The sequence below is a fragment of the Ruegeria sp. BC1 genome (genome assembly GCF_056539305.1).
This window is the reverse complement of the sequence record NZ_JBQFUT010000001.1, coordinates 1,103,686-1,122,446: the sequence shown is the minus strand read 5'-3', so window position 1 is coordinate 1,122,446 and position 18,761 is coordinate 1,103,686. Positions and strand designations below refer to the sequence as shown.

The 18,761-nt window shown below is 57.6% G+C and carries 20 protein-coding genes; 8 read left to right on the top strand and 12 right to left on the bottom strand.

Going from position 1 to position 18,761, the window contains the following annotated elements; translation table 11 throughout:
- The first annotated feature begins 108 nt into the window (after window positions 1-108).
- From ACR0IY_RS05630 to ACR0IY_RS05620, 3 genes are all read left to right on the top strand, one after another.
- A complete protein-coding gene (locus tag ACR0IY_RS05630; RefSeq protein WP_480671058.1) occupies window positions 109-1,032 on the top strand; it encodes a DMT family transporter in 924 nt (307 codons plus the stop codon).
- The gene (locus ACR0IY_RS05625; RefSeq protein ID WP_480671056.1) at window positions 1,029-1,691 is read left to right on the top strand and encodes a sulfotransferase family 2 domain-containing protein; all 663 of its coding nucleotides are present in this window, start codon (window positions 1,029-1,031) and stop codon (window positions 1,689-1,691) included. The genes ACR0IY_RS05630 and ACR0IY_RS05625 overlap by 4 nt, the downstream gene beginning before the upstream one ends.
- 247 nt (window positions 1,692-1,938) lie before the next feature.
- The gene (locus ACR0IY_RS05620; RefSeq protein WP_480671155.1) at window positions 1,939-2,619 is read left to right on the top strand and encodes a Hint domain-containing protein; all 681 of its coding nucleotides are present in this window, start codon (window positions 1,939-1,941) and stop codon (window positions 2,617-2,619) included.
- A gap of 70 nt (window positions 2,620-2,689) precedes the next feature.
- Here the strand turns inward: ACR0IY_RS05620 and ACR0IY_RS05615 are convergent, their stop codons facing one another.
- From ACR0IY_RS05615 to ACR0IY_RS05585, 7 genes are all read right to left on the bottom strand, one after another.
- Entirely contained in the window at window positions 2,690-4,891 is a 2,202-nt protein-coding gene (locus ACR0IY_RS05615) for a 3-hydroxyacyl-CoA dehydrogenase NAD-binding domain-containing protein (RefSeq protein ID WP_480671054.1), read from the bottom strand.
- Window positions 4,892-4,914: 23 nt separating this feature from the next.
- Window positions 4,915-6,126: an acetyl-CoA C-acetyltransferase gene (locus ACR0IY_RS05610; protein ID WP_480671053.1), complete on the bottom strand. Its 1,212-nt coding sequence runs from the start codon at window positions 6,124-6,126 to the stop codon at window positions 4,915-4,917.
- Window positions 6,127-6,136: 10 nt separating this feature from the next.
- The gene (locus ACR0IY_RS05605) at window positions 6,137-6,775 is read right to left on the bottom strand and encodes a glutathione S-transferase family protein (protein WP_480671051.1); all 639 of its coding nucleotides are present in this window, start codon (window positions 6,773-6,775) and stop codon (window positions 6,137-6,139) included.
- Between the two features lie 145 nt (window positions 6,776-6,920).
- Window positions 6,921-7,133, bottom strand: coding sequence for a hypothetical protein (locus ACR0IY_RS05600; RefSeq protein WP_005981899.1), 213 nt, complete (start codon window positions 7,131-7,133; stop codon window positions 6,921-6,923).
- Between the two features lie 54 nt (window positions 7,134-7,187).
- Window positions 7,188-8,969, bottom strand: coding sequence for an acyl-CoA dehydrogenase C-terminal domain-containing protein (locus ACR0IY_RS05595; protein ID WP_480671049.1), 1,782 nt, complete (start codon window positions 8,967-8,969; stop codon window positions 7,188-7,190).
- 46 nt (window positions 8,970-9,015) lie between these two features.
- Window positions 9,016-9,417 (bottom strand): MerR family transcriptional regulator, encoded by a 402-nt coding sequence (locus ACR0IY_RS05590; RefSeq protein ID WP_480671047.1) that lies wholly within the window; start codon window positions 9,415-9,417, stop codon window positions 9,016-9,018.
- A gap of 283 nt (window positions 9,418-9,700) precedes the next feature.
- Window positions 9,701-10,069 carry a MerR family transcriptional regulator gene (locus ACR0IY_RS05585; protein WP_480671045.1) on the bottom strand — a complete coding sequence of 123 codons (369 nt, stop codon included), beginning with the start codon at window positions 10,067-10,069 and terminating at the stop codon, window positions 9,701-9,703.
- Window positions 10,070-10,182: 113 nt separating this feature from the next.
- Between ACR0IY_RS05585 and ACR0IY_RS05580 the strand changes: the two genes are divergently transcribed.
- The 3 genes from ACR0IY_RS05580 to ACR0IY_RS05570 are packed head-to-tail and all read left to right on the top strand — an operon-like array spanning window position 10,183 to window position 12,443.
- Window positions 10,183-10,602: a PaaI family thioesterase gene (locus tag ACR0IY_RS05580; protein WP_480671043.1), complete on the top strand. Its 420-nt coding sequence runs from the start codon at window positions 10,183-10,185 to the stop codon at window positions 10,600-10,602.
- Window positions 10,602-11,120 carry a PaaI family thioesterase gene (locus ACR0IY_RS05575; protein ID WP_480671041.1) on the top strand — a complete coding sequence of 173 codons (519 nt, stop codon included), beginning with the start codon at window positions 10,602-10,604 and terminating at the stop codon, window positions 11,118-11,120. The genes ACR0IY_RS05580 and ACR0IY_RS05575 overlap by 1 nt, the downstream gene beginning before the upstream one ends.
- Before the next feature lie 6 nt (window positions 11,121-11,126).
- On the top strand, window positions 11,127-12,443 hold the full coding sequence (locus tag ACR0IY_RS05570; protein ID WP_480671039.1) for an MATE family efflux transporter: 1,317 nt from the start codon (window positions 11,127-11,129) through the stop codon (window positions 12,441-12,443).
- On the opposite strand, the gene arsC is transcribed toward ACR0IY_RS05570, so the two are convergent.
- From arsC to ACR0IY_RS05550, 4 genes are read right to left on the bottom strand one after another with little or no spacing between them, the layout of a single operon-like run.
- Complete coding sequence (gene arsC / locus ACR0IY_RS05565; protein ID WP_480671037.1) at window positions 12,440-12,781, bottom strand: arsenate reductase (glutaredoxin); 342 nt, start codon at window positions 12,779-12,781, stop codon at window positions 12,440-12,442. The two genes, ACR0IY_RS05570 and arsC, sit on opposite strands and share 4 nt — an antisense overlap.
- A complete protein-coding gene (locus ACR0IY_RS05560) occupies window positions 12,778-13,836 on the bottom strand; it encodes a quinone-dependent dihydroorotate dehydrogenase (RefSeq protein ID WP_480671035.1) in 1,059 nt (352 codons plus the stop codon). Before ACR0IY_RS05560 ends, arsC begins: the two co-directional genes overlap by 4 nt.
- Window positions 13,833-14,264: a DUF1330 domain-containing protein gene (locus tag ACR0IY_RS05555; RefSeq protein WP_480671033.1), complete on the bottom strand. Its 432-nt coding sequence runs from the start codon at window positions 14,262-14,264 to the stop codon at window positions 13,833-13,835. The genes ACR0IY_RS05560 and ACR0IY_RS05555 overlap by 4 nt, the downstream gene beginning before the upstream one ends.
- Window positions 14,261-14,599, bottom strand: coding sequence for a DUF952 domain-containing protein (locus ACR0IY_RS05550; RefSeq protein ID WP_480671031.1), 339 nt, complete (start codon window positions 14,597-14,599; stop codon window positions 14,261-14,263). The genes ACR0IY_RS05555 and ACR0IY_RS05550 overlap by 4 nt, the downstream gene beginning before the upstream one ends.
- 108 nt (window positions 14,600-14,707) lie before the next feature.
- On the opposite strand from ACR0IY_RS05550, the gene ACR0IY_RS05545 reads away from it, so the two are divergent.
- Window positions 14,708-16,285 (top strand): bifunctional metallophosphatase/5'-nucleotidase, encoded by a 1,578-nt coding sequence (locus ACR0IY_RS05545; protein WP_480671029.1) that lies wholly within the window; start codon window positions 14,708-14,710, stop codon window positions 16,283-16,285.
- Between the two features lie 63 nt (window positions 16,286-16,348).
- Here ACR0IY_RS05545 and ACR0IY_RS05540 read toward each other — a convergent pair whose 3' ends face one another.
- Window positions 16,349-18,001, bottom strand: coding sequence for a tetratricopeptide repeat-containing sulfotransferase family protein (locus ACR0IY_RS05540; protein ID WP_480671027.1), 1,653 nt, complete (start codon window positions 17,999-18,001; stop codon window positions 16,349-16,351).
- Between the two features lie 55 nt (window positions 18,002-18,056).
- On the opposite strand from ACR0IY_RS05540, the gene ACR0IY_RS05535 reads away from it, so the two are divergent.
- Complete coding sequence (locus ACR0IY_RS05535) at window positions 18,057-18,722, top strand: SOS response-associated peptidase (RefSeq protein ID WP_480671025.1); 666 nt, start codon at window positions 18,057-18,059, stop codon at window positions 18,720-18,722.
- Window positions 18,723-18,761: the final 39 nt, after the last annotated feature.

Genomic DNA, 18,761 nt, shown 5'->3' with positions numbered 1-18,761 from the left:
GAAAATCCAAAGGCGCAAACCTGTTGCACCCGGAATGTGAAATGTGCTGGATAACACGATGCGCGGGAAATCATATCGCCGCATACCACATTGCAACCGGGGCGTAGCATGCAGGCGAATACCCAAACTTCACCAATATTGGCCTCGGTGCTGATGGTGTGTGCGATGGCGATCATTGGGGTGATCGACAACGTGGTCATTCTGCTGGCCGATACGATAGGTCTTTGGCAGTTCCACCTGAGCCGCGCTCTGATGATGTTGCCGTTGATTGTTTGTTTGTCGTTGCTGGGGTTGGGAGGGCTGCGCCCGAGGCGGCTTGGGCCTGTTCTGTTGCGCAGTGTCCTGATAACACTGGCGATGCTGTTTTACTTTGCCTCGCTTGCCCTGATGCCGATTGCACAGGCGCTGGCGGGGCTGTTCACTTCACCGATCTTCGTGCTTTTGATCTCGGCTTTGGCAATGGGTCAGAAAATCGGACCGTGGCGCATTCTGGCGGTTCTGATCGGGTTCGCCGGGATTTTGTGCGTCCTTCAGCCGAACCCGTATGAGTTCGACGTCCAAACATTGCTGCCGGTGGCCGGGGGATTCTTTTACGCTCTCAGCGCGATTGTCACGCGCAGCCATTGCGCGCAGGAAAGCACCGTGGCGCTGTTGGCAGCCATGATTGTCACACTGGGGTTGGCAGGGGCCATTGGTCTGATTGTTCTGTCCACCGTGCCGCACTCGCTGCCCGACGGGTTCGTGACACGCGGGGTGGTCTGGCAGATGCAGCCCGCGCTGCCGTGGATCGTTGTACAAGCCGCGGGGTCAACAATTGCCGTCTTCATGCTAATCAAAGCCTACCAAATTGGTGAGACCTCCTATGTGGCGGTGTTCGAATATTCGGTGATGATTTTTGGTCCGCTTTTTGCCTGGGTCGTGTTCGGTCAGTCCATCGGAGTGATGCAGGTGGCCGGAATTGGGTTGATTGCGGCCGCCGGGGCGTTGCTGGGCTGGCGATCAGGGCGCACAACCGAGGGGCAGGCGGCGTGATCATTTCACGCGGGCGTCGCTATGTGTTCGTCCATATTCCCAAGACTGGCGGGACGTCGCTGGCACAGGCGTTAGAGCAGCGGGCGATGAAGGACGACATCCTGATCGGCGACACACCCAAAGCCCTTAGGCGCCGCAAAAGGGTCAAGGCGCTGACGGGTAGGGGACGTTTGTGGAAACACTCCTCCTTAGCAGATATAGACGGGGTTCTTTCGGTCGAGGAATTGCGGTCACTGACTGTTTTCACGATGGTCCGCAATCCCTGGGATCGGATCGTCAGCTATTACCACTGGCTGCGTGAGCAGAGTTTCGACCACCCTTCGGTCAGTTTAGCCCGATCCTTGGCCTTCGAGCGTTTCGTGCAGCACCCGGATATAGTGCTATCTTTCCAGAATAGCCCGGCGCGTCGATATGTGACCCGCGCGGACGGAGAAGAGCAGTGCCGATTTTTCATCAGATTGGAACAGTTCGACACTGATGCGGCCCCGTTGTTCGATCATCTGGGGTTCCGCGTGACCTTGCCGCATCTCAACCGGTCGGAGCGCGGTGGCGACTATCGCCGATACTATTCCAAACGCGCTGCGTCGGTAGTTGCAGAGGCGTGTATCGAGGACATTCGCAGATTCGGTTATTCCTTCGATCCGGGGGACAATTCATAGTTTCGGATATGTGTCCAATAGGCAGTCAGGAGGCGCGTTGTCCCGTAAGGCCTTGGGTTTTGAGGTCTTGGCGGCGCAAATCGGGCCGTAATATGTCGAAAATAAGTCACCGATCTTAATCCTGTGTTAATCCTCGCCATCAGTTTTTGTGTGTAATTAGTGGGTTCGGTTCTTGTTGAAAGTAGAGAGTGTTTTAGGATTCGCAGAGCGCCCGGGGTACAAGGGCAAGCGCACCGCGCAAGTCGCTGTGAATGCCCGTAGGGGCGGTTTGGTTCATGGGACCAAAGTAGCAACGAAAGGCGGATGGAAACTTGTCGAAGAGATTCAGACGGGTGACCGCATACGCACATTGGATAATGGGTTCCAGCCCGTGCGCCGCATTTCAACGGATTGCATCAAGATCCCACCGGGGGTCTCCAACACAGAGAACCTACCGATCCGGGTCCCGTCAAACACCGCTTTTAATGGACGCCCGGTGTGGTTGATGCCGGAACAAGGGGTCGCGCTGGACAGCGCCAAACTGGGCCCCACTGCCTTTGATGGCCCCAGAAACCAACCTATTGTACCCGCGAGGTTGCTGAGTGGGGTGTTCCGTATCAAGTCAGACGCGCCAGCGTCATTCTTTGATATCAGCACCTTATTTTTTGATGATGACGAGGTGATCTACATCGAAGGCGGTTTTCGCGCATTTTGTCCATCGGGCCGGTTTGGGGGCAATCGGACAGGTGCGCAATCGTACGTGGTTGCCGAATCCGAAGCGGCCTCGAACCTGATTTGCCTGGCTGAACGACGGGGTGATATTGGCGTTTTGGCGAACTCACTGGGCGCAGTGCCTGCACCCATTTTTGATCACCCTATCGTGCCGGTGAGACCGGTCAGAGGCACACGCCGCCCGGGTCGGCCTGGGCGTCCTGTCATGACAATTTGATTTCAAAGAAATAGATACATCCAATGAAGGCCGGCACAAAAAATTGCGCCGGCCTTCAACGTTTTGGTGATTATGCAGCTTTAGCTTTTGGGCTGAAGCGGCCGTAGAAGGTTTGGCCATTCTTAGCCATGTCTCTCAGCAGAGACGGGCAAGTGAAGCGCTCGCCATAGGCTGCGGTCAGCTGGTCGCAGCGCTCGGCAGCATAGGGTGCGCCGATGATGTCGAGCCAGCTAAACGGGCCACCGGACCACGGCGCGAAGCCCCAGCCCAGGATTGCGCCAACGTCGCCTTCGCGAATGTCTTCCAGCACGCCTTCTTCCAGCGCGCGAACAGCCTCAAGGACCTGTGCGAACATCAGACGTTCCTGCACTTCGATCAGGTCGGGCTGGTTTTCGGCCAACGGGTATTTTTCGGCCAAGCCTTTCCAGTAGCCGATGCGTTTGCCCTTTTCGTCATAGTCGAAAAAGCCCGCGTTGGCCTTGCGGCCCAGACGGCCCTGTTCTTCCATCCAGAAGATCAGATCGTCGGCCTCGCTGGCGGGGTAGGCATCGCCCATCGCCGCCTTTGTAGCGCGTGCGATCTTGGCACCCAGATCGATCGAGGTCTCATCGGTTAGCTGCACCGGCCCGACCGGAAAACCCAGCTGCCGCGCAGCGTTGTCGATCAGCACCGGGCTGATGCCCTCGGTGATCATGCGTGCGCCCTCATTGATATAAGGGATGATGCAACGGTTGGCGTAGAAGAAGCGCGCATCGTTGACCACGATCGGGGTCTTTTTGATCTGGCGCACGTAGTCCAGCGCCTTGGCCACTGCGCGGTCGCCGGTTTCGCGGCCCTTGATGATCTCGACCAGGAACATCTTCTCGACGGGTGAGAAGAAGTGGATGCCGATGAACTGATCGGGCCGCTGGGACGCCTTGGCCAGATCGCTGATCGGCAGTGTCGATGTGTTGGAGGCAAAGATGCAGTCCTCGGGGATGATCGCCTCGACCTTTTTGGTCATCTCGGCTTTCACGCCCACATCCTCGAACACTGCCTCGATGATCAGGTCGCAGCCTTTGAGGTGCTCGAGATCGGGGGTCGCGGTGATGCGGCCAAGCATGGCTTCTTTCTTTTCAGCCGTGACCTTGCCGCGCTTCATGCCCTTGTCCAGATAGGTCTCGGTATAGGCCTTGCCCTTGTCGGCGGCTCCCTGATCTCGGTCGATCAGAACAACCTCCATCCCGGCCTGGGCGCTGACCAGCGCGATGCCCGCGCCCATCATGCCCGCGCCCAGAACGCCGACCTTCCTGACCGACTGATCCGGCACACCGGCAGGACGCACAGCGCCTTTTTCCAGCGCTTCCTTGTTCAGGAACAGCGACCGGATCATCGCACCCGAGGACGGGTTCATCAGCACCGATGTGAACCAGCGCGCCTCGATCTTCAGGGCGGTGTCGAAATCGACCAGCGCACCTTCATAGACCGCGCTCAGCAATGCCTTGGCGGCCGGGAAGGCCCCGAAGGTCTTGGCGTTGACCATCGCCGACGCACCGACGAAGTTCATGAATCCTGCTGGGTGATAGGGCGCGCCGCCGGGCATCTTGTAGCCCTTGGCGTCCCACGGTTTGACGATGTCGGCATCCTTGGCGTTCAGCACCCACTCCTTGGCGGCGGCTACCGGATCGGCGGCGATCTCGTCGACGTAACCGGCGCCCTTTGCCTTTTTGGCATCCAGCATCTTGCCTTCCAGCAGCAGCGGAGCCGCCGCCACTGCACCAACCTTGCGCACCATGCGGGTGGTGCCGCCGGCGCCGGGGAAGATGCCGACCATGATCTCGGGCAGGCCGTATTTCGCCTTGGGGTTTTCCGCGGCAAAAATCCGGTGCGTGGATAGCGGCAGCTCCATGCCGATGCCCGCGGCGGTGCCGGGCAGCGCGGTGGCAATCGGCTTGCCACCCTTCTTGGTCTTGATGTCCATGCCTGCCAGCTCGATCTTGCGCAGAAGGGCGTGCATTTTCATGGTGCCTTCGAACAGACCCTTGGCCGGGTTGTCGCCCGCCTCTTCCTTCATCACCGCCAGCAGGTTCAAGTCCATGCCCCCGGCAAAGGAGCCTTCCTTGCCCGAGGTGATCACGATGCCCTTGATCTCGTCGTCAGCCAGCGCCTGATCGATACAGTCGTTCAGCTGTGCCAGCCCGTCAAAGGACATCACGTTCATGGTCTTGCCCGGAACGTCCCAGGTGATGATGCCAACGCCGTCGGCGTCTTTGGTCAGAGTAAATTCAGTCATTTCCAGTCTCCTGATCCCGCCGGTTACACGCGTTCGATGATGGTGGCCGCACCCATGCCGGATGCAATGCAGAGCGTGGCCAGGCCGGTTTCCTTGTCCTGACGCTCCAACTCGTCCAGCAGCGTGCCGATGATCATCGCGCCGGTCGCACCCAGCGGATGCCCCATCGCGATCGAGCCACCATTAACGTTGACCAGCGAAGGGTCGAGATCAAAGGCCTGCTGAAAGCGCAGCACGACGCTGGCAAAGGCTTCGTTTACTTCGAACAGGTCCAGATCGCTGATCTGCATACCGTTGTCGGCCAGAATCTTCTCGGTCACTGGCACCGGGCCGGTCAGCATGATGGTCGGGTCCAGGCCGATCTTGGCGGTTGCCTTGATCCGCGCGCGCGGCTTCAGGCCGTGCTTTTCGCCGAACTCTTTATTCCCAATCAAAAGCGCCGCAGCACCGTCCACTATCCCTGAGCTGTTACCCGCGTGGTGGATGTGGTTGATCTTTTCCAGATGCGGGTACTTGATCATCGCAACCTTGTCGAAACCGGGCATCTGTTCGCCCATCATCTGGAAGGCCGGGTTCAGGCCGCCCAGGCTCTGCATGTCGGTGCCGGGGCGCATATATTCATCGCGGTCCAGAATAGTTAGGCCGTTCTGATCTTTGACGGTGATCACCGACTTTTCAAACCGGTTCTCTTCCCAGGCAATGGCCGCGCGGCGCTGCGACTCTACTGCCAGCGCGTCGGCGTCATCGCGGCTAAAGCCGTATTCGGTTGCGATGATATCGGCCGAGATGCCCTGCGGCACAAAATAGGATTCCATCGCCACCGAAGGATCTGCCGCAACCGCCGCACCGTCGCTGCCCATGGCCACACGGCTCATCATCTCGACGCCACCGGCGATATATCCATCTCCCGCACCGGCCTTGACCTGGTTCGCCGCAAGGTTCACTGCCTCCATGCCACTGGCGCAAAAGCGGTTGATCGCCAGACCTGGTATGCGCTCGTCCAGATCCGAGGCCAGAATCGCGGTCCGCGCCAGGCAGCCGCCCTGTTCCATCACCTGCGTGACGTTGCCCCAGATCACGTCCTCGACGGCGTGGCCTTCCAGATTGTTACGCTCTTTCACCGCGTTCAGGGTTAGCGCAGACAGGCGCACCGAGGTTACCTCGTGCAGGCTGCCATCCTTGCGGCCCTTGCCGCGCGGGGTGCGCAGGGCGTCGTAGATATATGCTTCGGTCATAGGTCTCTCCTCAAGCTCGATCCGACGGGTTGCCGGGCATCAGGTCATAGGGGTGTTTCCAGCCGGGCTGTTCACTGAGGCGTGTCAACCAGGCGTCGATATGGGGCCAGTCGGCCCGGTCAAAGCCAAACGGCTCGGGGTAATACAGGTAGCCGCAGCAGCTGAGATCGGCATTGGTCACACCATCGCCAACCATCCAGTCGCGGCCCTCAAGATGGGTGTTCAACACCTCATAGGCCGCCTTCAGGCGCCCCTGATTGAAGGCGATCACATCCGGGTTGCGGTGCTGCTCGGGCAAAAAGTTGATCAGGAATCTGGTCAGACCGGCCGTCGAGCTGAGCTTGTGATTGTCCCACAGAACCCAGCGCAGAATCTCATAATCCTCAGCCCGGTTCCGGCCGCCGAACCGGCCCGACTTCTCGGTGACATAGGCCTGAATCGCGCCCGACTGGCTGGTGCGGAAATCGCCGTCGACCAGAACCGGAACCTCACCCATCGTGTTGACATCGGCCCGGTACTCGGGCGTCCGTGTCGCGCCGCCGAAGAAATCGACAAAAACCGGTGTCCAGTCCAGCCCCGACATCTCCAGGGCAAGTGCCGCCTTGTAGGCGTTTCCACTTTCTCCGAAGCAGTGCAGTTCTATGGTCATGCGATTACCCCTCCCGTGGCGTTCGTGGTTCAGTGGGAACCGAGTATTTTTGAAAAGATGAAGTGCGACCGGTGGCCGGGGTGCATCGCCGCTTCATCTTGTCACAAATACCCTTGCCGGAGGTGTCCGGTCTTCAGGTCGGTGTTCATCTCTTGCGTGCCTCAAGCTCGGAATTGAAGATGCGCAGCCGGTGCGTCAGGTTCTCTTCGTCGATCACGCTGTTGAAGTTCTCAAACAGGAACGACAGTGCTTCTCCCTCATCCAAACCGGCCTCGCGGGCGAAACCCTTCAACTTGCGATACCCGTCTTCGGTCATGGCAACGGGAAAGCGGCGGGTCAGACGAAAGCGTTTCGGCATGGGGTCTCCTTGGGGAACTGGTTCCGGGCAACGACGCCCGGAACCAGACTGAGATCAGAAGCTCTCTGCGTCCAGTGCCATTACTGTGTCCGCGCCAGACTGTATGCGCGCCAGATGCAGTGCGGTCGCTGGCAGGCGGCGCGCCATGTAGAAACGGCCGGTTGTGATCTTGGTCTCGTAGAACTCAGTGTCCGAGGCACCCCCGTCCAGCGCTTCCTGCGCCGCCTTGGCCATCTGTGCCCACAAAAGGCCCAGGCAGACATGGCCGAACATGTGCATGAAGTCATACGAGCCCGACAACGCGTTGTTCGGGTTCTTCATCCCTTCCTGCATAAAGTACATGCCAGCGGCTTGCAGGTCTTTCGACGCGGCTTTTAGTGGTTCGATGAAGGCCTTGTCATATGCTTCATTTTTGCCACCATTTTCCTTGCAGAAGGATTTGACCATCTCGAAGAACGCCATGACATGCTTGCCGCCGTCCGCCGCCAGCTTGCGGCCCACCAGGTCCAGCGCCTGTACACCGTTGGCACCCTCGTAGATCATCGCGATCCGGGCGTCGCGGGTGTATTGCGACATGCCCCATTCCTCGATATAGCCGTGGCCGCCGTAAACCTGCTGCGCCTGAACGGTCATGTCGTAACCCTGATCCGTCAGGAAACCCTTGATCACCGGCGTCAGCAGAGAGATCAGACCGTCCGCATCCTTGTCACCTGCGCGATGCGCCTGGTCGATCAGTTTTGCGCCCCAAAGGATGAACGCGCGCGCACCTTCGGTGAAGCTTTTCTGGTCCATCAGGTTGCGGCGGATGTCCGGGTGCACGATCAGGGGATCGGCCGGACCATCGGGGTTCTTCACACCGGTTACGTCACGCCCCTGCAGGCGGTCCTTGGCATACTCCACCGCGTTCTGATACGCCGCTTCGGCCTGCGAAAGGCCCTGCATGCCCACACCCAGGCGCGCTTCGTTCATCATCGTGAACATGGCGCGCATGCCTTTGTGCTCTTCGCCCAGCAGCCAGCCGGTCGCACCATCGTAATTCATCACACAGGTCGAATTGCCGTGGATGCCCATTTTCTCTTCGATCTTTCCGACCGACACGCCATTGCGCTCGCCCAGCGAACCGTCCTCATTCACGATGAACTTGGGAACGATGAACAGCGACACGCCCTTGATGCCCTCGGGACCGCCGGGGATCTTCGCCAGAACCAGGTGGATGATGTTGTCCGCCATGTTGTGATCGCCAGCCGAGATAAAGATCTTCTGCCCTGAGATCTTGTAGCTGCCATCATTCTGCGGCTCCGCCTTTGTCCGCATCAGACCCAAATCGGTGCCGCAATGCGGCTCGGTCAGGTTCATGGTGCCGGTCCATTCGCAGCTGACCATGTTGGGCAGATACTTTGCCTTCTGCTCCTCCGTGCCATGCACCAGAATCGCCGAGGCCGCTCCATGCGTCAGACCCTGATACATCGTAAACGCCTGGTTGGCGCTCGAGAACATCTCTCCTACGGCAGTTCCAATGACGTAAGGCATATTTTGGCCGCCATACTCTTCAGGCATATCCAGACCGGTCCAGCCGCCCTCTTTCACCTGATCGAACGCGTCCTTGAAACCTGTTGGCGGGTACACCACACCATTCTCCAAACGGCAGCCTTCAGTGTCACCCACAACATTGAGTGGGTGCAGAACGTTGGTGGCAACTTTGCCGGCCTCTTCCAGAACAGCACCGGTGAACTCAGCCTCCAGTTCGCCATACCCCGGAATGTCAGATTCCGAGATCCGCAGCACATCGTGCAAAATAAACTGTGTGTCCTTGGTAGGCGCGTTGTAAACGGGCATTTGAAGCTCCCTTTTAGTCTGATGTTCTGGGCTTGAGCCGCAAGCGTCAGTTGTCGGCTTTTTTCTCGTTCTTCATCGAGGCGATGACTTTTTCACCCCAGCGCAACTGTTCTTTCAGATCGTCAATGGCCTGAGTGAGTTCCTCACGACGAGATTCCATGTCAGCCAGTCGTTCGCATGCGATTTCGTACGTGCGGGACATCTGGGTCAGTTGCTGGTCATCCACATGGTAAAGATCAAGAAGCTGACGAATTTCCTCAAGGCTGAAACCAAAGCGCTTACCGCGCAGGATCAGCTTCAGGCGGGCACGGTCACGTTTGGTGAACAGCCGCTTTTGGCCCTCGCGGATAGGAAACAAGAGTTCCTTGGCCTCGTAAAACCGCAATGTGCGTGGCGTGACATCGTATGTCTCACACATTTCACGGATGGTCATCAGGTCTTCGTTCATGGTCTCGGCACTCTCGTCACTGGCGTCTGTAAGGGTCAGTTGTGCAGTCGATGCACACGTTACAACACAAAGTTGACGTTCACGTAATGTGAACGCTGCGTCACAACATAAGTTGACGTAGCATCCCTTCACGTCAAGATGCGGGGGACGGGCTTTTGGCAGTGTTACGCAACGGAACTTTTGGGGTTTACTGTCCAGCACCAGTTAACGCGCAAGGCCGTTAGGCCCCGCGACACCAGAGATTTTTAATGTAGTGGTTTTCTATGCTGGCCGTGGCCGCAGGTTAGCGCAGCAACTTTGCAGTCTGATCTCGCAGCCGCTGTAATTCGTCCATCGCTTCGTCCAGTTGCTGACGTTGCTTTTGCAGCTCGGGCATTTGCCTGTCGGCCAGTTTAATGAATTCGGCCATCTGGGCTTGGTTTCCCTGATCTTCGTAGATCAGCAGCCATTGTCTGATTTCTTCCAGCGAAAATCCGAACAGGCGCCCGCGCATGATCAATTTCATTCGGGCGCATTCGCGTGGACCATAATAGCGGGTGCGGCCTTCGCGTTCCGGCTGCAGCAGCTCTATGTACTCATAGTAACGTAGTGTGCGTTTGGTTACGTCGAACTCTTCGCACATCTCGTTTAATGACAAACGGTTGTCGGTCATTCGCGGTCTCCTCGGCTGCACCGTAGGACGCTGTTACGTCAAGCGCAACAGGTGGGCTTGCTCTTTTACAGGGCTCAGGCTCATAAAGGGCGAAATCAAAAGGGCTAACCCACATGGTCGACAAAATAAAAATTGCGCGCCAGTTCATCGAGGCGATACCGCATGCCAAGGTGTTGGGGCTGAAACTGACCACTATCGGTGAGGGCGGTGCTAGCATCACTATGCCCTATAATACAGACTTGGTCGGTGACCCCCGGACAGGGGTTATCCATGGCGGAGCCGTATTTACAGCGTTGGACACGTGCTGCGGGGCGGCTGTTATGTGCCATCCGGCGGCCCCTGGTGGGACGGCCACAATCGACCTGAGGATCGACTATATGAGGGCCGCTACGCCAGGCCAGAATATCACTGCCCACGCCACCTGTTACCACATCACACGCAATGTCGCCTTTGTTCGGGCCACCGCGATGGATGAAGATCAGGAACATCCTGTCGCGACTGCTTCGGGATCATTCACGGTGGAGGGTCTGTAATGGTGCGTCCTCGTCCTGAACCCATGCAGGTGGTGAAGCAACGCCGAGATGCGGCATTGAATGCAATAGTCGAGGGCGTCCCCTATATCCGCTTTCTTGATATCACCTTCGACCGGCGTGGGGATGAGTTGACCGGGGTGCTGAATTTTGACGACAAGCTTATCGGAAACCCATTGCTGCCGGCGCTTCATGGCGGAGTTACAGCTGCGTTTCTGGAGGTTACGGCAGTTATTACTCTGAGCTGGGAGTATTTCTTTCCCCGTATCGAAAGCGGTGAGATAGACGCGGACCAAATTTTCAAGTCAGACGACATGCGATTTCCCAAGACTGTCGATTTCACGGTGGACTACCTGCGCTCCGGCTTGCCGAGGGACGCCTACGCCCGCGCGTTTGTCAGCCGGTCGGGGCGGCGCTATGCCTCGGTTCGGGTCGAAGCCTGGCAAGACAATCGCGCCCGCCCGATTGCGCAGGCCACCGGGCATTTCCTGATGCCGCAACCCAAGTCGAGCGCCGAGTAGACTAAAATGTCAGACGCTTCGGCATCCCTTACACATAAACGAGTGCTGAAGATCGCGGTTCCGATCGTGCTTTCCAATGCTACTGTTCCCATATTGGGTGCGGTGGATACTGGTGTGGTCGGTCAAATGGGACTGGCCGCGCCGATCGGTGCTGTAGGCATGGGTGCGGTCATTCTGGCCAGCATCTACTGGATTTTTGGTTTCCTGCGCATGGGGACAACCGGCCTTGCGGCCCAGGCGCGTGGGGCAGGGGATACGGCTGAAACCGGGGCGCTCTTGATGCGTGGGTTGCTGCTGGGCGGTACAGCCGGATTGGTCTTTGTCCTGACCCAATTCTGGGTGTTCTGGGGCGCATTTGCCTTGTCGCCCGCCAGCCCCGAGGTCGAGGCGCTGACGCGCGACTATTTGCAAATCCGCATTTGGGGCGCACCGGCGACGATTGCGCTTTATGCCGTGACTGGTTGGTTGATCGCAGTAGAACGAACCCGCGGCGTATTCGTTCTACAGATATGGATGAACGGCCTGAACATCCTATTGGATTTGTGGTTCGTGTTGGGCCTCGGTTGGGGCGTCGAAGGCGTTGCCATCGCCACACTGATCGCCGAATGGACCGGGTTGGCATTGGGCCTGTGGCTGTGTCGCGATGCGTTCGGGGGAAACCAATGGCGTGATTGGCCTCGGATCTTCGACCCCGCGCGGTTGCGTCGGATGATGCAGGTGAACGGAGATATCATGATCCGCTCTGTCCTGTTGACCGGCTCATTCACGACCTTCCTGTTCGTGGGCTCTGATTTGGGAGACGTTAACCTGGCCGCCAATCAGGTGCTGCTACAATTTCTGGAAATCACCGCTTTTGCACTGGACGGGTTTGCCTTTTCTGCCGAGGCGCTTGTTGGCAGCGCCGTCGGTGCGCGGGATCGGCCTCAGGTCCGACGGGCGTCGATCATGGCATCGCAATGGGGCGTGGGTGGAGCCTTCGCCTTGGGCGTTGTTTTCTTTGTTGCCGGGCCAGCATTGATCGACCTGATGTCGACGTCGGATGAGGTGCGCGTAGCGGCGCGGGATTATCTGATCTGGGCCGCACTGGCACCCGTGATTGGCGTCGCCAGTTGGATGTTCGACGGCATCTATATCGGTGCGACCTGGACCCGCGCGATGCGCAACGCGATGATCCAGTCAGTTGCCATCTATGTCCTTGCGCTGTTCATTCTGGTGCCAACACTGGGCAATCACGGCCTTTGGGCCGCGCTGATGATCCTGAACATCGCGCGTGGCGTGACCTTGGGGTGGCGCTACCCCAAACTTGAGGCGCAGGTGGCCTAAAGCAGAGACAACAAATTCTCAGGTGGGCGTCCGATTGCAGCTTTGTCATCGGCCATGGCCAGAGGACGTTCAATCAGGATCGGGTTTTCGGCCATAGCGGCGATCAGTTCGTCAGAGGGCGAGGATTTCGTTAACCCCAATTCCTTGAACCGCTTTTCCCCGGTGCGAACAATGTCGATGGCATCGACACCCAGCTGGTCTAGCACAACGCGCAGTTCTTCCGTCGAAGGAGCATCCTCAAGGTATTTCCGAATGTCCACCTGGGCGCCATTCTCCTCAAGCAGCGCCAGCCCGGCGCGGGATTTGGAGCATCGCGGGTTGTGCCAGTATGTAATCACAGCCAGTCCTCTCGTTTACTTCCAACGGCTTGCGCGACGTTGCTAAACCCGTCGCGCGCCAACAATTCGTCCAACCCTCGGGCGATCTCAGCCGCTAGAGATATCCCACCGTAAACCAGCGCCGTATAAAGCTGCACGGCAGAGGCCCCAGCGCAGACCTTGGCATAGGCGTGTTCGGCCGTGCTGATTCCACCGACACCGATCAGCGGTATCTTCCCTTCGGTCAGATGGCTGAGGCGGGCCAGAACGCGCGTCGATTTCTCAAAAAGGGGCGCGCCGGACAGACCGCCGGCCTCGCTTTGGTGCGCACTACTCAGTTCGTCGCGCGACAGGGTGGTGTTTGTGGCGATCACCGCGTCCACGCCGGTTTCGGCAGCCACTTCTGCGATGTCCTGCAATTCTGCTTCGGTCAGATCGGGGGCGATCTTGAGGAAAACCGGTACAGGGCTGGGTAAGGCGTCTCGGGTTTTGATCACACCACCCAGCAGCGCACCAAGGGCTGCTTTGCCTTGCAAGTCCCGTAGCTTTTCGGTGTTGGGGGACGAGACATTGACCGTGGCAAAATCCAGAAATTCAGCGCAATGTCCAAGGACCTTGGCGAAATCGCCGGGCCGATCGTCACTGTCCTTGTTCGCGCCCAGGTTCAAACCTATCACTGCGTCCTTGGGGCGATCAGCCAGGCGGCGGGCCATGACCTCCATCCCTTCGTTGTTGAAACCAAAGCGATTGATGGCCGCCTTGTCTTCGGTCAGGCGAAACAGCCGGGGTTTGGGGTTGCCGGGTTGCGGGCGCGGGGTCACGGCACCCACTTCTATGAACCCAAAGCCCGCGCGTGACAGGGGGGTCAGTACCTCTCCGTTCTTGTCAAAACCTGCGGCCAGACCAACCGGGTTGGGCAGATCCAAACCCGCGATACGTGTCTTCAACCTAGCCGACGTCACTGGCCCCGGAGCTGGCGCGAGGCCCGCTTTCAATACCTTGATCGATATTCCATGCGCGGCTTCCGGGTCCATCCGGTGCAGGACGGCCAGGCCAAGTTTTTCGGTCAGTTTCATCCGAATGCTTCTCCGGTTTGGTTGGGTGCGCAGCGGATCAGCCGAGAAGTTTCCACCGCGGCTTGCCGGTGGACGACCGCTGATTGGTAATCGGGGTCCGTCACCATCTCAAGAAACGCATGCGCCGTTGGATAGCGGGCGATAAAGACTTCGTCCCATGCTTCGTCCTGAGGACCGATCAGAGTGGCTTGATATGCGCCGCGCCACAGGATGGACGCGCCCAGGCGTGCGATGATCGGAGCAGTATCCAAGCCATAATTGCGATAGGCTTGCGCTCCGGTAAGACCGGCACCTGCCAATGCGTGTCCCTCGGGGTATTTGGCTGTGGCACGGAATTTCACCAGGTTCAGCATTTCGATCGGGTGATCCCGATCCAAAGTTTTGAATCCCTCGAATTGTGCGCGGTCCGGGTCGATGAAGGCTGTCATTTCATTCCCTTGGGGAATTGGTGCGTCTGTCCGTCAAGGGGCAGGGTACGTGACCACACAACATCCGTCATTCGAATTTGGCGGTAGAGATGAGGGAATAGGGCCCCACCACGGGAAACCTCCCATTTCAGGTCAACCCCCATTGCTTCGGCGTCGCAGGCCAGCAGAGTAAGCCCTTCAACTCCGGCAAAGTGTTTTGCCGCAGTTTCGGCAGCCTGTTCGGCGGTCGAAAAATGAACATAGCCGTCCGCAACATCTATCGGTGCGCCGTCCGAGGCACCGTGATCCTGCAACATAGCCCACTCGTCGGCCCGGAAAATCTTGTAAATCAGCATGGGGCCGTGATGCCCCGCTAGGCGGGCAGAATCAAGCTGGATTTCCCCCTTTGACTCTTCTGGCCAGTAGGCGCACCATCGCCCCAATAACAATAGGGAGTATCAAGAATGTTCACCCGTTTTCTGACGTCAGCGGCCATTCTGGGTCTGACCGCTGGCATGGCGGCTGCTGACTATAAACTGACAATTCTGCACACCAACGATTTCCACTCTCGTATTGAACCGATCAATAAATACGACAGTGGGTGCAGCGACGAGGACAATGCAGAAGGCAAATGTTTTGGCGGATCGGCACGCCTTGTCACTGCTGTTGAAGAGGCCCGAGCACGCGCGGAGAACTCAATTCTGGTTGATGGAGGTGATCAGTTTCAGGGGTCTCTGTTTTACACCTATTACAAAGGTAAGGTCGCGGCGGAATTCATGAACAAGCTGGGCTATGACGCGATGACCGTGGGCAACCACGAATTCGACGATGGCCCCGAGGTTCTGCGCGGTTTCATCGACTCAGTGGATTTTCCGGTTCTGATGTCGAATGCGGATGTGGCCGACGAAGAATTGCTGACCGACAGGATCAAAAAGTCGACGGTGATCGAGGTCGGAGGCGAAAAAATCGGCCTGATCGGCCTGACGCCTGAGGACACGCATGACTTGGCCTCACCCGGGCCAAATATCACATTCTCGGATCCGGCCCCGGCGGTTCAGGCCGAAGTCGATAAACTGGCTGGCGAGGGCGTGAACAAGATTATTGTTCTCAGCCATTCGGGCTATGGCGTCGACCAACGCGTTGCGCAAGAGACAAGCGGCGTAGACGTGATCGTGGGCGGTCATTCAAACACATACCTGTCTAATGTTTCTGACAAGGCCGCAGGGCCGTACCCGACCGTAGTCAACGGCGTTCAGATCGTGCAGGCCTACGCGTACGGTAAGTTTCTGGGTGAGTTGAATGTCACCTTCGACGATGACGGCAACGTGGTCGAGGCGGTGGGCGAACCGTTGATCATGGATAACTCAGTAACTGAAGATCAAGCCGCTTTGGATCGCATCGCGGAACTGGCCGCGCCGCTGGATGAAATCCGTAACAAGGTGGTCGCAAACGCAGCAGATTCCATTGAGGGAGACCGGTCGGTCTGTCGCGTGCAGGAATGCGAGATGGGTAATCTGGTAGCTGACGCAATGCTGGCTCGGGTTGCGGATCAGGGCGTTCAGATCGCCATAGCAAACTCGGGCGGTTTGCGGGCTTCGATAGACCCGGGCGAAGTGACCATGGGCGAAGTGCTGACAGTGCTGCCTTTCCAGAACACGCTGTCGACCTTCGAGATCAGCGGGCAGGGCGTCATCGACGCGCTCGAGAACGGGGTCAGCCAGGTCGAAGAGGTCAAAGGCCGTTTTCCACAGGTGGCTGGTATGACCTTCACGTGGGACCCTGCGGTTGCACCAAATGAGGGTCGGGTGACAGAGGTTATGGTCGCTGACGGTGACGGTTTCGTTCCGATTGATCCGGCGGCGACTTATTTGGTGGTCACTAACAATTATGTCCGCAATGGTGGAGATGGGTACAGTATGTTCGAAGGTGACGACAAAAACGCCTATGACTTTGGACCCGACCTTGCGGATGTGACGGCAGAGTATCTGGCTGAAAATGCGCCGTACCAACCGTATTTGGATGGGCGTATCAAACAGAAGTAAATTTCAGCCAGAACAAGGAAAAGGCCGCATCCAGTGATGCGGCCTTTATGTATTCAGACGACCTTAGTCTAAGTTGTACTCCGGCCAGAGCGCCGGGTCGAGATTGTCCAGCATCGGACGCAAATGTTCGGACACGCTTTGCCAACCGCCAACAGACTTGGTAGAGATCTGGTTGCGCACCTGATCAATACTCGCCGTTCTCACCTGTTTGGTGTTTTCCTCGGGGCGCATCATGGATTCATGCCATTCAATATCACAATATGCCGCCACCTGTTGGCTATAGGTCTGCGGATCAGCCACCAATTTCTCGTAGGGAACCGTCAGTATTCGGTCTCCGAAAACCGAGTCCCAATGGGCCATGTATTGCCGATACAAGTTTGCGGTATGTGCGATGGCTTTCAGGTTTGAGGCATAGCGCATGCCCCCAGCCGGGAAACGCCTGATCCATTTTGAAAGTCCAACGTCGCGCGGGTCACGCAGCATGTTGATGATCTTCGCATTTGGGAACGCGGAGAGCAAAAAACCTACCCGCTGAAAATTGTGCGGCATCTTGTCGACAAAGGCGACCGAGCCGTCGGGGATCGGGGGCATCAGCTTGCGGAATTCCTTTGCGAATTCAGCGGCTTTACCCGAGTCAAATTCCGACGATCCATTCTCGAAATCACGAGACAGATCCGGACCCAGTGTTAGTTCCCCACAGCCTGCGATGTTGGGAACAGAGCTGAGCATCATTTCCATCAGAGTGGTGCCGGAACGGGGTTGCCCCAACACAAAGATCGGTGCGGGTATGTCGCTTGGAACCGAACTGGAAATTTCAGTGCCGACCGGGAACATGTTGGTAATATTGTCCAACTTTTTTTCTTCATCGGCAAAATTATACGGATTTCCCGCGTGTTGAATGGCATTGGCCCGTGCAAATTGCGGCAACGCGCTGCCCAGGCCCTCAGAGGTTGAGATTAAATGCGCTTTGGCGAACTCAAGCTCTTGCAGCTCACTGTCGCTGTTTGCGATAGCAGTCTCGACCGCGTCCATCACTTCCGGCGCTTCTTCTTTCCTGGCCATCGTCGCCGTTTGCAGCAACGCATTTGGATGCTCCGGGTTGTCGTCAAGAATACGCCGCAGAATGTCCTTTGCCGCCGCCTTGTTTCCACTTTGATGCAAATTCACCGCCTTCAGGAACGCGATGTCAGTGTTGTCCGGGTCCAGCTCATATGCGCGGGTAAGATCGCGCGAGTTATCATCAACAAACCCGATTTTGGCATAAGCTCTGGCCCGTTTGGATAGAAGCATGACGTTATCTGGGTCGCTTTGCAGCTTCTTGCTGGCATGTTCTATGATCGTGCGCCAGCTGTTGCCCTTCAGGTGGATCTCATCAAGAACACGGTTCAGCTCTTGGTTATTGGGGAACTGTTCCAGCTTTTTCTCGGTGTATTCCAGTGCTTTGGGAACCTGGCCGGTTTGCATCAGGGCATTTGCAAGGTTTTCCACGAACTGAGGGTCATCGGGTTTCATCCGGGATGCTTCGATGAAATGCGGAATTGATTTCCTGTACTGCTTCATCTCGGTCAGGACAAAGCCCGAGATCGCGTGGAAGTCTGAGTCCTTTGGGAACTTTTTGACACCCAATTGCGCGTTTTTTAATGCCTGGTTCAGCTTGCCCGCTTCCAGAGCAGCCACCGCCTTGCCTTTGAGGGTTTTCGCTGTTTGATTTTGCATATGACCCTGTGACACCCTGTGCATGTGGAAAACTTTTATTGATGGTTCATTACCCATGTGCGGACGGTTTGCAATAACCCTTCCCAGCGATGCGATGGCGCAGCTATTTTCTGCGCGACCGGCAAATACGTTGCCCAACGTGCCGAACTACAATGTGTGCCCGACAAATCAAGTGCATGCCGTACGCGCCGGAGAAGCTGGTCGCAGGTTGGACCCACTACGTTGGGGGTTTTTGCCCCATTGGTATAAGACCGAAAACGCAGGACCTTTGCTGATCAACGCCCGGGCCGAGACTTTGGCCGACAAACCCGCCTTTCGCGCCGCCTGCCGGGAACGGCGTTGTCTGATCGTGGCAACCGGGTTTTATGAGTGGACGAAGGCGGAACAGGGTGATCGATTGCCGTGGTATATTCGCCGCAGAGACGGGGCCCCGATCGCTTTTGCCGGGGTCTGGCAAGAGTGGGGGGCGGATGATAGTCGACAAGGCACCTGTGCCATAGTGACGACATCTGCAAATCGCCATCTGAGTGCCATTCATCACCGAATGCCGCTGATCGTTGAACCGGATGACTGGCCCTTGTGGCTTGGTGAGACGGGCAAGGGGGCCGCGCGATTGATGCAGCCTGGTCATGAGAGTGTGCTGGACTATTACCGCGTTGATCCCGCAGTGAACTCGAACCGGGCCAGCGGACCGGACCTGATCCAACCTATCCCGGCTTAACCGTGCGTCTTTTAATTCCCGTCCACGCGGGGTAGATCA

What these genes read in the sequence shown, in the direction of transcription:
- ACR0IY_RS05630 (WP_480671058.1), top strand. Translation starts at nt 109, where the DNA reads ATGCAGGCGAATACCCAAACTTCACCAATATTGGCCTCGGTGCTGATG.
- ACR0IY_RS05615 (WP_480671054.1), bottom strand. Translation starts at nt 4,891, where the DNA reads ATGACTGAATTTACTCTGACCAAAGACGCCGACGGCGTTGGCATCATC.
- ACR0IY_RS05610 (WP_480671053.1), bottom strand. Translation starts at nt 6,126, where the DNA reads ATGACCGAAGCATATATCTACGACGCCCTGCGCACCCCGCGCGGCAAG.
- ACR0IY_RS05605 (WP_480671051.1), bottom strand. Translation starts at nt 6,775, where the DNA reads ATGACCATAGAACTGCACTGCTTCGGAGAAAGTGGAAACGCCTACAAG.
- ACR0IY_RS05600 (WP_005981899.1), bottom strand. Translation starts at nt 7,133, where the DNA reads ATGCCGAAACGCTTTCGTCTGACCCGCCGCTTTCCCGTTGCCATGACC.
- ACR0IY_RS05595 (WP_480671049.1), bottom strand. Translation starts at nt 8,969, where the DNA reads ATGCCCGTTTACAACGCGCCTACCAAGGACACACAGTTTATTTTGCAC.
- ACR0IY_RS05590 (WP_480671047.1), bottom strand. Translation starts at nt 9,417, where the DNA reads ATGAACGAAGACCTGATGACCATCCGTGAAATGTGTGAGACATACGAT.
- ACR0IY_RS05585 (WP_480671045.1), bottom strand. Translation starts at nt 10,069, where the DNA reads ATGACCGACAACCGTTTGTCATTAAACGAGATGTGCGAAGAGTTCGAC.
- ACR0IY_RS05580 (WP_480671043.1), top strand. Translation starts at nt 10,183, where the DNA reads ATGGTCGACAAAATAAAAATTGCGCGCCAGTTCATCGAGGCGATACCG.
- ACR0IY_RS05575 (WP_480671041.1), top strand. Translation starts at nt 10,602, where the DNA reads ATGGTGCGTCCTCGTCCTGAACCCATGCAGGTGGTGAAGCAACGCCGA.
- ACR0IY_RS05570 (WP_480671039.1), top strand. Translation starts at nt 11,127, where the DNA reads ATGTCAGACGCTTCGGCATCCCTTACACATAAACGAGTGCTGAAGATC.
- ACR0IY_RS05560 (WP_480671035.1), bottom strand. Translation starts at nt 13,836, where the DNA reads ATGAAACTGACCGAAAAACTTGGCCTGGCCGTCCTGCACCGGATGGAC.
- ACR0IY_RS05555 (WP_480671033.1), bottom strand. Translation starts at nt 14,264, where the DNA reads ATGACAGCCTTCATCGACCCGGACCGCGCACAATTCGAGGGATTCAAA.
- ACR0IY_RS05550 (WP_480671031.1), bottom strand. Translation starts at nt 14,599, where the DNA reads ATGCTGATTTACAAGATTTTCCGGGCCGACGAGTGGGCTATGTTGCAG.
- ACR0IY_RS05545 (WP_480671029.1), top strand. Translation starts at nt 14,708, where the DNA reads ATGTTCACCCGTTTTCTGACGTCAGCGGCCATTCTGGGTCTGACCGCT.
- ACR0IY_RS05540 (WP_480671027.1), bottom strand. Translation starts at nt 18,001, where the DNA reads ATGCAAAATCAAACAGCGAAAACCCTCAAAGGCAAGGCGGTGGCTGCT.
- ACR0IY_RS05535 (WP_480671025.1), top strand. Translation starts at nt 18,057, where the DNA reads ATGTGCGGACGGTTTGCAATAACCCTTCCCAGCGATGCGATGGCGCAG.